10 protein-coding genes are annotated in these 12,049 nt (G+C 66.6%); 2 read left to right on the top strand and 8 right to left on the bottom strand.

Going from position 1 to position 12,049, the window contains the following annotated elements; genetic code table 11:
* Positions 1 to 35: 35 nt before the first annotated feature.
* From ACYVJJ_RS05325 to ACYVJJ_RS05315, 3 genes are all read right to left on the bottom strand, one after another.
* On the bottom strand, positions 36 to 455 hold the full coding sequence (locus tag ACYVJJ_RS05325; protein WP_460831717.1) for a hypothetical protein: 420 nt from the start codon (positions 453 to 455) through the stop codon (positions 36 to 38).
* Between the two features lie 119 nt (positions 456 to 574).
* The gene (locus ACYVJJ_RS05320; RefSeq protein WP_460831716.1) at positions 575 to 1,012 is read right to left on the bottom strand and encodes a hypothetical protein; all 438 of its coding nucleotides are present in this window, start codon (positions 1,010 to 1,012) and stop codon (positions 575 to 577) included.
* A gap of 219 nt (positions 1,013 to 1,231) precedes the next feature.
* Positions 1,232 to 1,585, bottom strand: coding sequence for an FKBP-type peptidyl-prolyl cis-trans isomerase (locus tag ACYVJJ_RS05315; protein WP_460831714.1), 354 nt, complete (start codon positions 1,583 to 1,585; stop codon positions 1,232 to 1,234).
* 460 nt (positions 1,586 to 2,045) lie between these two features.
* Between ACYVJJ_RS05315 and ACYVJJ_RS05310 the strand changes: the two genes are divergently transcribed.
* Positions 2,046 to 2,975, top strand: coding sequence for an endonuclease/exonuclease/phosphatase family protein (locus tag ACYVJJ_RS05310; protein ID WP_460831712.1), 930 nt, complete (start codon positions 2,046 to 2,048; stop codon positions 2,973 to 2,975).
* Positions 2,976 to 3,450: 475 nt separating this feature from the next.
* Here ACYVJJ_RS05310 and ACYVJJ_RS05305 read toward each other — a convergent pair whose 3' ends face one another.
* The 5 genes from ACYVJJ_RS05305 to ACYVJJ_RS05285 form a co-directional block, all read right to left on the bottom strand.
* Entirely contained in the window at positions 3,451 to 3,924 is a 474-nt protein-coding gene (locus ACYVJJ_RS05305; protein ID WP_460831711.1) for a hypothetical protein, read from the bottom strand.
* Positions 3,925 to 4,446: 522 nt separating this feature from the next.
* A complete protein-coding gene (locus ACYVJJ_RS05300; RefSeq protein ID WP_460831709.1) occupies positions 4,447 to 5,754 on the bottom strand; it encodes a hypothetical protein in 1,308 nt (435 codons plus the stop codon).
* A gap of 118 nt (positions 5,755 to 5,872) precedes the next feature.
* Positions 5,873 to 6,601, bottom strand: a complete 729-nt coding sequence (locus ACYVJJ_RS05295) for a TSCPD domain-containing protein (protein ID WP_460831707.1) — start codon at positions 6,599 to 6,601, stop codon at positions 5,873 to 5,875.
* 116 nt (positions 6,602 to 6,717) lie between these two features.
* Positions 6,718 to 7,749 carry a hypothetical protein gene (locus ACYVJJ_RS05290; RefSeq protein WP_460831706.1) on the bottom strand — a complete coding sequence of 344 codons (1,032 nt, stop codon included), beginning with the start codon at positions 7,747 to 7,749 and terminating at the stop codon, positions 6,718 to 6,720.
* Positions 7,750 to 7,958: 209 nt separating this feature from the next.
* Positions 7,959 to 10,118: an adenosylcobalamin-dependent ribonucleoside-diphosphate reductase gene (locus tag ACYVJJ_RS05285; protein WP_460831704.1), complete on the bottom strand. Its 2,160-nt coding sequence runs from the start codon at positions 10,116 to 10,118 to the stop codon at positions 7,959 to 7,961.
* A 446-nt stretch (positions 10,119 to 10,564) separates the two neighbouring features.
* Between ACYVJJ_RS05285 and ACYVJJ_RS05280 the strand changes: the two genes are divergently transcribed.
* The gene (locus ACYVJJ_RS05280; RefSeq protein WP_460831703.1) at positions 10,565 to 12,007 is read left to right on the top strand and encodes a Do family serine endopeptidase; all 1,443 of its coding nucleotides are present in this window, start codon (positions 10,565 to 10,567) and stop codon (positions 12,005 to 12,007) included.
* Positions 12,008 to 12,049 lie beyond the last annotated feature (42 nt).

The raw sequence follows: 12,049 nt of genomic DNA, 5'->3' as shown, positions 1-12,049 counted from the left end.
GGCCTCGCGCACATCCGTCCAGCGCCGTGGCGGCGCTACGCCTCGAGTGCGAGCACGTCCGGGAAGTCGACGAGCGCCGCGCGCATGCGCTCGAGCGACAGCGGGCGCACCACCCAGTCCACCTTCGCCTTCCCGAAGCCCACCTCCACCATTGGAATGGCCAAAAAGTAGGACGGCCCGGGGCCGATGCAGTACCAGAACGAATCGGAGATCTGTCGCGGGCCGACGGGAATGGTGAAGACATCGTCGTAGGCGAACGGCAGGCCCTGCCTGAAGATCTTGACCACGCGCAGGGCGTCGCCGCCGACCACGCCCGCCGGGGTGTCGAAGCGCAGTGCATGGAAGGTGGTGCGCAGGGCCTCGTTGACGCGACGGCGGCCGACGATCGTCGTGGAGATGCTGATCGCGACGGCGAGGGGTGCGAGCAGGAGCGGAAGGAGTGCGATGAAGTCCATGGCTGCTTCGCGTCGTATCGGCATGTCGCGGCGCGCCTATGGCGCCGCGGTGAGGTCCTTCGACGTCGCTGGGCCAGCGCAGTCGAGACGGCACCACGCTCACCGCTGTTCTCGGCCCCTCACGAGTGCGCCTTGCATTGCAGCGTCTCGTACTTCGTCGTTGCGAGTGACTTCTGCAGGTCGTCCTGCCCGCGGTTCTCGGGGGTGACGACATCCCGGAGCGCGTGTGTCTTCGCCATTTCGTAGACCCGCCCGAGCACGAAATCCGGCGAGGGGTCGGCACCTCGCATCGGGAAGGCGGATGGGGTCCTGGAGAACGTGTCGTACTGCTTGATCTTTCCCGCGGCCAGCGCCGTCAGGAAGGTCTTGCCCTGCGCGTAGCCGTAATTGACCAGCTGGTCGTGCCGCTCCCGCCACTGCATCGTCGACGCCAGCGCCGCGCACGCGAACGCGTCCCAACTGGTGCGGCTCATCTGCGCGTACTGGGCCGAATCCTGCGCCGCCGCCGCGGTGCTCATGCACGCCAGGACTGCACCCATGACGACTCGCTTGGACATCGTAGTTCCCCCGATCGGATCGGACCGATGCTCGTGCGGGGACGCCCCCGGGTCAAGGCGTGTCGACCCGGGGGCACGTGCGCTGCCGGCTTGGAGTGCATCGCGCCGCATCGCCCGGGCGGTGATGGACGCTCGCGGACGTGGGGACGTGGGGACGTGGGGCGAGGACGGGATCCGTGCGCAGCAAACGATCCGCGGGGTGTCGCGCACCGCGGCCGCTCAGGCGCCCAGCAACTCCACCTCGAACTTCAGCGTGGCGTTCGGCGGGATCACGCCGCCGGCGCCACGTGCGCCGTAGCCCAGGCCGGGCGGGATGATCAGCGTCCGCACGCCGCCTTCGCGCATGCCCTGCACGCCTTCGTCCCAGCCCTTGATGACCATGCCGCCGCCCAACGGAAAGATGAAGGGCTCGCCGCGGTCCTTGCTCGAATCGAACTTGCGGCCCTGCTCGCCGTTCTCGTAGAGCCAGCCGGTGTAGTGCACGGTGACGTTGCGGCCGGGCTGGGCCTCGGGGCCGGTGCCGACGACCGTGTCTTCGTACTGCAGGCCAGAGGCGGTGGTGGTGGAGGTCATCGAGGTTCCTGCCGGTGGATAGGGTGACCGTGGAGTTTAGCCGGCGGCATCACTCGAGTCGGGTTCGCTTCCCTCACCGGCGGCAGAGGCGTTTCGTGCGCTGGCGCGCCCGGGTCACTTTCCTTGCCGCTGCAAACAAAGGTAACGAGAAAAGCCGCTTCCTCGACGGAGCTGCAGTTCGCGACCGGCGACGTCTGCGCGGATCGCCCCACTGCGCTTCCTGCAGCCTCCCGCGGCGCTGCAGGGTTCGTCGGCATGCGAGCGACGGCGCGCAAGCAGGAATTCCCGATCCGGTGCCGACGGCGCGGAACCTTCGCGTCGCCCTTCGTGCCTCTCGATGCCGGTCGGCGACCGAGGTTGAAGAAGTGCACTCTGAGTCGGTCGCCTCGTGACAGAACTGCCGCCACGGAGCACACACGGCGTGTGCTAGAACGCCGGCTCCTTCAACGGAGCTGCACACATGATGGACGTTTCAGGAACTGCCCGCGCGACGCTCGTGACGGCACTCGGCCTTGCGATGGCGATGATTTCGACTGCTGCCGTCGCAGCGAAGGTGCACGTGGTCGACCACAACATCGCGGGCGATCGTTCCGGGGATTCGAAGGGCAAGAAGCGATGGGCTGGCGTGGCCGCCGAAGCCCGGAGGGGCGCGGATGTCCTGACCATGCAGGAGGTCTGCAGCGAAGACCTCAAGGAGATCCGCACCGAGCTGCGTCCCTTGGGCTGGAAGTTCGAGTTCGTGCGAATGAGGACGAAGCCGGAATGCGGGGGAGACGGCGAAAAGGGGCTCGTCATCGCTGCACGGTCCAGGCTCGCGAACGTGAAGGCCGAGCCTCTGAAAGTGGACGGCAAGTTGCCCGGGCAAGCCGGCTACATCGGCAGCCGGGCGTTCTTCCTGCTGTGCGCGGACGTTCCCCAGGTGAATGTCCCGGGCATGCTGCGGCTGTGCACCACGCATCTCTGGGCCGGTGACGCCAGCACGGACGCCGCGAAGGATCTCGCCATCCGCGCGCAACAGGCGCAGCAGATCGCCGCGATCCTCAAGCCCCAGATGGGGAATCGCAAGATCGTGCTCACGGGTGACTTCAATTCCACCCCGGACTCCGACGCGATGGACGCGCTGTATCGAGTCACGCGCAACGGGGGGCTGGGCAGTGCCGAGTCCGGCAAGTTCTGGGAGGTCGATCAGGTCGCCGGCAACAAGAGGGTTCGCCGCGGCGGTCGGAACACGCTGCTCGAGAAGCGGAAGATCGACTACATCTTCGCAAGCACGAAGGGCGTCAATCCTTATGAAGGCGTGGAGCTGACCCGGCTCTACATCGCCACGCACAATGGCAGGCGGCTCAGCACCCACAAGCTGCTGCGGGCCTGGATCGACTTCAAGCAGTGACGTCGTAAGAATGGAAGCAGGGGTCGGGTTCGCTTCAGGGCCCGGCCCCTTTTCCTTTCGGCAGTGCGGGAATAGGGTCGGACTCAAGCGCCCGCGCGTTGAAACGACGCTCGTTTCGCCATTGTCAGGCGTGTCGGTGAAGGCGTTTCGTGCGCTGGCGCGCCCAAGTTACTTTTCTTTGCGGCTGCAAAGAAAAGTAACCAAAAGAAAGCAGCTTTCCCGACGGATCTACAGCTCGCGATCGGGCGAGCACGCCCCGGATCGCCACACTCGGCATCCTTTGGCCCGCCGCAGCGCAGCGGGCATTCGTTAGCGCGCGAGCCAATGGCTCGCAAGCAGCGCTTCCTCACTGGGTGGCGACGGCGCGCGTCCTGCGCGTCGCCCTTCGGGCCTCTCGATAAGACTCGGGTGGCGAGTTCGAGGGCATGTCCGTCCTGCCCTCGTCTTTCCGCTCTCGTCTTGCCGTGTGCCGGAATTACCGGATCTTGGGCGGAACCAGCGCCATCTGGGCCTTCATGTACTGCCACTGGCGTTCGCTTGAACTACGGATCTCGCCGAAGGTGGCCAATGCGTCGTCCGCATGCTTGCAGACCGCGGCCGGATCCTTGCCCGACGCCCTCTCGGCCGCCTGCAGGCTCGCCATGAACGCGGCCAGGTAATCGGCCTTGATCGCTTCTTCCGCCTTGAACGTCTCGTCGAGCATGAGGTCCTGGAAGAACTTGCCGCGATCGGCAGCGGTCCATGCGCCCGTTCGGACGAGGTCATCGGCCCGGCTCGTGAGCTCGGCCTGATGCGCGGTCTCGGCCGCCTTCTGCTCGGCGTGCAGGCGCTCCAGCTCGACACCAAAGGCTTGTTGGATCTCCGCCGGCTGGGCGTTGGGGTCGCAGGTGTAGGCGGCCTGCGCGAGGGCGGGGACGAGCAGCAGGCTCAGTACGGTCAGTCGGTTCATGGGCACTGGGTCGATGGTCAGTCGTCCATTGTCCGGCTTGAGGGCCGCGTGCGCCCGATGTGGAGCGTGACGTGCGTCGGAGAGCGGCGCGGAAGCGGGGTCTGCGCGACGCTCTGCTGCCGGCTCCGGACCTTGTGGCTTCGGACGCGAGCTCACGTCAGGGGAGACGGCGGGAGCTAAGCGAGTGGTGTGCTGAAGGTGGTTGGCGGGATAGACGAACAATCCACTTCGCCGCCGGCACTGGAAGCGGAAGCGTTTCGTGCGCTGGCGCGCCCGAGTCACTTTTCTTTGCCGCTGCAAAGAAAAGTAACCAAAAGAAAGCAGCTTCCCCGACGGATCTACAGCTCGCGATCGGACACGACTGCGCGGATCGCCACACTCGGCATCCTGCCTCGGGTGGCGACGGCCGACATCTTGTCGACCGCCCTTCGGGTCTCTCGTTGCTACCGAGCCTTTCAGCTAGGAAAGCAACGGACATAGACCTCGGGAAGTGAACCTGGACCCCGTTAGCTTCTGCGCAAGTCAGAACGGATCATCGTCGTCGATTGCAGATGCGACTAAGTCCTCGAGTGCCGTCAGTTTGTGCTCTTTGATAGCTTTCGATACCTCCTGCTTGGTGACGTAGCCGTGCTCAAGCAGCTTGCTCACGAGCGGCGGGTACCTAAAGCTCTCACGCACCTCGGGGTTTCGACCTGCGAGGAGCAGCCGCAGGCCATCAGCCGCATTTAGCTTGCTGATCATCGATTCAACGATTACGGACGCAAGAGAATTAGCGTTCTCCCAGCTTGATGACTGCTCGTAAAGCTCGATCGCACGGCGCACGAACGGATTGCTTGCTGCGCGCCCGGTCTGTTGTGCGGCTGTCTTTAGTTCGCCAACTGATACAGCGGCAAGCCGGTCCTGAGCCTCGCTCTCAAGGAACGGTACGTCGACTGCAAAGGCGAGAATTCCTAGTTGGCTCGTTCCAACATTCTTCGTGTACTCCTTCATCCGAACCCGTGTGGCAGCGCTAATTCTTAATGCGTAGTCGGGAAGCCTCGCAATCAGAACAACTAGATAGGGGAGCCCCTTGTCTGGCGACTTGTCAAAGAGCCCAGAAACACGCTCCTTTATCAATTCGTTGACTACCTCCGGATGAAGGCGACGGCAGGCTTCGGAAGCGGCAACGCGGCGGTCGAAATCTTCGGAGTTCAGGCCTTCCATGACGAGGGAGCTTAAGCATCCGAGGAAAAATTCCTTGATCACGGGAAGCTTGGCGCGCTTTAGCGGCGTAGCCTCAAGCGCGGTAACGGCGTCATCTGCGCTCTTTGGAAAGTAGGGTGATTCGACCGCTGATCGGATATCGCCCAGCGCTGCCTTCCCCTGAACCGGAACCCGCTGCATCACATGTTCAACCGCGTTGCGCAGGTGTAGCCGCGCAAGCTCCGCCGTTGCCTCATGTGCACCGGCATCTTGATTGATGTTTGGATGCGCAAATCGGTTGCGGTCGTCGAAGAGCCGAGCTAGGTCCATCTGCTCGATTGGCGTTATGAGCTCGAACTTGACCCGCGCCATCTCAAGAAGCTCTCGCTCGAACTTTAGCGCTGCCGTGGTGTCGCGATCACGATGAATTTTGTCGAACAGCGACACTTCGGCCTGTGCTGCGGCATCGCCCGACAATGCAAGCTCTCGGAGTTTGTCGACAACGTCGTAGGCGAGTGCAATCCAGGTCGTGATAACGCATGACCTGTATGCGCCTACGCGGTAGCACGCTAGGGCCTCTCGAAGAAAGGACCGTGCTGCCGGTGTACGGACCCGCTCCGCAAGTTCGTCGAGGTCTAATAGGCTCATGAATGGTCTCGAAACCGAAGAGCCAGGCTCTGCATCAACGTCGTGACCTTAGGCAGGCACACAACAAAAGGCCGGACTCGATTGGTCCGGCCTTCATTGGTTCAGCAGCTGCCTTCACTCACCCGCACTTGCTGTACCCACAATTCAAGCAAGTCGCACACCCATCCATCAGCACCAGCGCCTTCGTGCTGCACTTGTGGCACATGGTCGCGCTGGGCGGGAACGACGTGCCTTCGCCGGTGACGGCGACGGACTCGTTGGCCGCAGGTTGGGTGGCGCGCTCGTAGGCGGCGCGCTTCTCGGCGATGAGCGCGCGCTGCGCGTCGCTGAGTTCGGGGTCATGGATCAGGCCGATCGACTTCATGTGGTCCTCGACCACGGCGCCGATCTCGGCGACCAGGCTCGGCATGTAGACGCCGCCGGCCTTGAAGTAGCCGCCGCGCGGGTCGAAGACGGCCTTCATCTCTTCGACGAGGAAGGTCACGTCGCCGCCCTTGCGGAAGACGGCGGACATGATGCGGGTGAGGGCGACGATCCACTGGAAGTGGTCCATCGACTTCGAATTGATGAAGACCTCGAATGGGCGGCGCTGCTCGTGCTCGCTGCCGGCGTTGAGGACGATGTCGTTGATCGTCACGTACATGGCGTGCTCGACCAGCGGGGTCTTGATCTTGTAGGTGGAGCCGATCAGCACCTCGGGGCGCTCGAGGCGCTCGTGCATCTGGATCACGTCGGCCGTCTTGGGCTCGGCGGCGGCGGCGGGCGCGGCGGCCTGGGCTTCGCGGGCGCGGTCCTCGGCGCTGATCACGCTGTAGCCCTTGATTTTCTTCTCGATCTTGACGGCCATCGGCCCTGCTCCCCGGTACTTCGGTCTTGGTTGTCTGGTGCGCCACCGCGCTGCGGTGGGTCTGGAATGGGGAGGTGCCGGCGGCGGACCGCCGGCACCCGGTCACTGCTTACTGCTCAGGCGTTCGCACGGCTCTCGCTGGAACGGCCGCGACCGTTGCCGCCACGACCCGCGCCGCCACGGCTCGCGCCGTTGCCGCCGCGCGAGGCGCCGGCCGACTTGCGGGCACCGCCCTTCGCGGCCGCGCCGCTCTTGCGGGCGCCTGCACCACGCGTCGCGCCGGCCTTCTTCGCCGCGCCCTTGCGGGCGGTCGAGCCACGGGTCGACGTGCCGGCCGACTTGCGCGCGCCGGCCTTCTTCGTCGCGCCCTTGCGGGCCGTCGTGCCGCGGCTCGACGCACCGGCGGACTTGCGCGCGCCGGCCTTCTTCGTCGCGCCGCCCTTGCGGGCCGCCGTGCCGCGACCGGTCGTGCCGGCCGACTTGCGGGCGCCGCCGCGGTTCGAACGCGTCTCCGCGGCCTTCTTCGCGGCGGCCGAGCGGCGTGCGCTCGTCGCAGCCTTCGACACGGCCTTCGTCGCGCGCGTCACGCTCTTCTTGACGGCCTTCTTGGCGGCGTTCGTCTTGCGGGTCGTCGCGGCCTTCTTGCCGGCGGCCACGCGCTTGGTCGACTTGCGACCCGTCGTGCCCGTCGCCGACTTCGAGGCGGACTTGCGGGCGCCCGTCGAACGGCTCGAGGTGCCGGTCGCCGACTTCGATGCCGACTTGCGGCCACCGGCCGACTTCGACGCGCTCTTGCGCGCGCCGGTGCCGGTCGCGGACTTCGATGCCGACTTGCGGCCACCCGTCGACGATGCCGACTTCGACGCCGACGTGCGGCCGCCGGCCGACTTGCGCGCGCCGGTCTTCTTGCTCGCCGCGGCTTCCTTGCGGGCCGCCGCGCTGGTGCGCGTCAGGCGCTTCTTCGCCGTGTCGACCGCGCGGCCGACGGCCTCGGCCGCGCCGGACGCGGTGCCCACGACGGCTTCGACGGCACTGCTCGCGGTGCCCGCGATCACGGTGCCGATATTGCTGGCGGTTTCCGCCACGGTGCCCGCCGCATTGGAGAGCGTCGCGGTCACGCCGTTGCTGTTTCCATTTCCATTAGCCATGTGGAAAGCCCTCCTTCGGGGCGCTGTTTTTACGAATCGGGATAACGCACTCGTTATCACGCCACGCTATACAGCCGGTGCGCACAACATCATGTGAAAACCACGCGTACTGCATCGGGGTTTTTGACGGGACGGATGCGTTCCTGACGCGGGTTCAGGGCGATCCGATGCCGCGCGCCGGGTACGTCGCCCGGCGCGTCGGCGGTCGATCAGAACTTGCCGTAATAGCCTTCCTTGAGCGCATCGAAGAGGTTGGCGGCCGTGTGCGTCTCGCCGTCGTACTCGATCTCCTCGTTGCCGCGGACCTCGATCACCTGCCCGTCCTCGAGCTCGAAGCGGTAGGTGGTGTTCTCCAGGTCCTTCTCCTTGACCAGCACGCCCTGGAAGGCGGCCGGGTTGAAGCGGAACGTGGTGCAGCCCTTGAGGCCCTGCTTGTGGGCGTAGGTGTAGATGTCCTTGAAGTCCTCGTAGGGGTAGTCCGTGGGGACGTTCGCGGTCTTGGAGATCGAGCTGTCCACCCACTTCTGCGCCGCGGCCTGCACGTCGACGTGCTCTTTCGGCGTGATGTCGTCGGCGGCGATGAAGTAGTCGGGCAGGGCGGCGGCCGGGTCCTCGGCGAACGGCATCGCCTTGTCGTTGATCAGCTCGCGGTAGGCGAGCAGCTCGAACGACCAGACGTCCACCTTCTCCTTCGACTTCTTGCCCTCGCGGATCACGTTGCGCGAGTAGTGGTGCGCGAACGACGGCTCGATGCCGTTGGAGGCGTTGTTGGCGAGGCTCAGCGAGATCGTGCCGGTCGGCGCGATCGACGAGTGATGGGTGAAGCGTGCGCCGGTCTCGGCGAGCTCGGCCACCAGCTCGGGTGCCACTTCCGCCACGCGCTGCATGTAGCGCGAGTACTTCGCGTGCAGCACCTTGCCCGTGATCGCGTCGCCCACCTTGAAGCCGTCCTTCGCCATCTCCGGGCGCTTGCGCAGCATCTCGGCGGTGACGGTGAACGTCTCGTCCATGATCGGGGCCGGGCCCTTCTCGCGGGCGAGCTCCAGGCCCATCTCCCAGCCCGCCACCGCCATCTCGCGGGCGATCTGCTCGGTGAACTCGCAGGACTCCTTCGAGCCGTACTTCATGCGCAGCATGGTCACCGTGCTGCCCAGGCCCAGGAAGCCCATGCCGTGGCGGCGCTTGCGCATGATCTCCTGGCGCTGCTGCTCGAGCGGCAGGCCGTTCACCTCGACCACGTTGTCGAGCATGCGGGTGAACACGCGCACGACCTCGCGGTACTCGTCCCAGTCGAACGTGGCCTGGTCGGTGAAGGCATTGCGGACGAACTTGGTGAGGTTCACCGAGCCCAGCAGGCAGGCGCCGTACGGGGGCAGGGGCTGCTCGCCGCAGGGATTGGTCGCGCGGATGGATTCGCACCACCAGTTGTTGTTCATCTCGTTGACGCGGTCGATCAGGATGAAGCCCGGCTCGGCGTAGTCGTAGGTGGACACCATGATCATGTCCCACAGGTGCCGCGCACGGATGTGGCCATAGATCTTGCAGGCCACCAGGCCGTCGTCGCGGGTGACGTAGTTGCGGTGCGTCGGCCACTCGCGCCAGATCACCTGCTCCTCGTTCGCGAGGTCGAGATCCCCCTGCTCCTTGACGTGCACCGGGAACACCAGCGGCCAGTCGCCGTCGGACTCGACCGCCTCCATGAAGCCGTCGGTGATCAGCAGCGACAGGTTGAACTGGCGCAGGCGCCCGTCCTCGCGCTTGGCGCGGATGAAGTCGCGTACGTCGGGATGGGAGACGTCGAACGTGCCCATCTGCGCGCCGCGGCGGCCGCCGGCGGACGACACCGTGAAGCACATCTTGTCGTAGATATCCATGAAGGACATCGGGCCCGACGTGTAGGCGCCGGCGCCGGCGACGAAGGCGCCCTTCGGACGCAGCGTGGAGAACTCGTAGCCGATGCCGCAGCCGGCCTTCAGCGTCAGGCCCGCCTCGTGGACCTTGTCGAGGATGCCGTCCATCGAGTCCTCGATGGTGCCGGAGACCGTGCAGTTGATCGTCGACGTGGCCGGCTTGTGCTCGAGCGCGCCGGCATTGGACGTGATGCGGCCGGCGGGGATCGCGCCGCGGCGCAGTGCCCAGAGGAAGCGCTCGTTCCAGTACTTCTGCTTCTCGGCCGTCGGCTCGGCCTCGGCCAGGGCCTTGGCGACGCGCTGGTAGGTCGCGTCGATGTCGGCGTCGACCGGGGCGCCGGTCTTGGTCTTGAGCCGGTACTTCTTGTCCCAGATGTCCAGGGACGCCGGCTGCAGCGGGATGTCCCCATCGCGCGAGTTCTTGGACATGCCCACCACCTCCAGACGCGCCGTGCTCATTCCTGCCATGTCTCCGTCTCAGGGCCGCGCGAAGGCGACCGGTCTTCTGGGGGCCGACGCGTCGGGCGGCGGCCGGAATTCATGTGGGTTTCACGCCGCCGCAGCCTTGCCGGACGGGCCGTGGAACCCTTCGACCGGGCCGATCGAGGCCCCGGGCCGGCAGCGACTGCCGACACCCATACCTCAAACTATTCCCCGTCGAGTAGGCGTGAACCACTAGATCTAGTGGCTACGCGACCCGCTCACGCTACGCTCACACGCCTTCACGCGTCAACGCCTTGACGGATCCATCACGGCGTCTTTCCGCCGAGATCCGATGATGCGATGCGGCATTCCGACGGACGGTCGCAGGGCGCGCGTGGAACCTGCGGGCGCCCTCGCGGTCGCTCTTGAATCCCGTCGCCGCCGACGCGACATCCGCCCAGACTTCCGCCATGCCGAACGCGATGAACCCGTCCCGCCGCCCCCGCACGACGCTGCTCGCCCTCTCGCTCGCCGCCGCGTTCGGCGGCTTCGCCGCCACCGCCGCGCGCGACGCGCTGCAGGCGCCCGCGCAGGCCGCCGCGAGCGCCGCGCTTCCGCTGCCCAGCACCGGTGCCCTGCCCGCGGCCGTGGCCGGCCAGCCCGTGCCTTCGCTCGCGCCGATGCTCGCGCGCGTCACGCCCGCGGTGGTGAGCGTGCACACCAAGCAGCGCGTGCGCGTCAGCCCGTTCGCCGATCCGTTCTTCCGGCGCATGTTTCCCGAGCTCACGCAGGAGCGCATCAACGAATCGCTCGGCTCGGGCGTGATCGTCGACGCGCAGCGCGGCCTGATCCTCACCAACCACCACGTGATCGAGGGCGCCGACCAGGTCTCGGTCACGCTCGCCGACGGGCGCACGCTGCAGGCCGAATCGCTCGGCACCGATCCCGACACCGACATCGCGGTGATGCGCGTGCGCGACACGTCGAAGCTGCAGGCACTCGCGCTCGCCAACTCCGATCAGCTCAAAGTCGGCGACTTCGTCGTGGCGGTCGGCAACCCGTTCGGCATCGGCCAGACAGTGACCAGCGGCATCGTCTCCGCCGTGGGCCGCAGCGGCCTGCCGGGGCTCGGCTTCCAGAACTTCATCCAGACCGACGCCTCGATCAATCCGGGCAATTCCGGCGGCGCGCTGGTGAATCTCAACGGCGAGCTCGTAGGCATCAACACCGCGAGCTTCAATCCGCGCGGCTCGATGGCCGGCAACATCGGGCTCGGCTTCGCGATCCCGTCGAACATGGCGCGCAACATCGCGGAGCAGTTGATCAAGAACAAGGGCGTCGTGCGCCGCGGCACGCTCGGCGTGGAGACGCAGGACATCGACGAGCGCCTGGCGCGCGCGCTCGGCGTGGCCGCCGACGCCGGGGCGGTGGTGACGCGGGTGTATGCGGGCTCGGCCGCGGCGCAGGCGGGGCTGAAGGCCGGCGACGTGATCACCGCGGCGAACGGGCAGCGCATTTCGGGGCGCGAGGCGCTGCGCAATTTCGAGGGCCTGCAGGCGCTCGGCAGCCGCGTCACCCTCGACGTGCTGCGCGAGGGCCGCGGCGTCAAGCTGAGCGCGGGCTTGCAGGAACAGCCGCGCAGCGTCGCCGGTGCGGACCTCGATCCGCGCCTTTCCGGCGCGACGTTCGCCGAGGTGCCCGAGCGCATGCGCGGCGCCGGGGTGGCGGGCGTGCTCGTCGAGAGCGTGGCACGCGGCTCGCGCGCGGCGCAGAACGGGCTCGCCGCGGGCGACGTGATCGTCGCGGGCAGCACCGGCCAGTTCACCGACCTGCCATCCTTCCGCACCGGCTTCACGCCGCAACCGGCAGATTTGATCCTGCGTGTCCTTCGCGGAAACCGCATGGCCGACCTCGCCATGCGTTGAACCGCCCCCATCGCATCGATAACGTCGATACCCGTCGAAACA

This window comes from Lysobacter humi (ex Lee et al. 2017), from assembly GCF_054781815.1.
The sequence above is the reverse complement of the archived record's forward strand: the minus strand, read 5'-3'. Positions and strand labels throughout refer to the sequence as shown.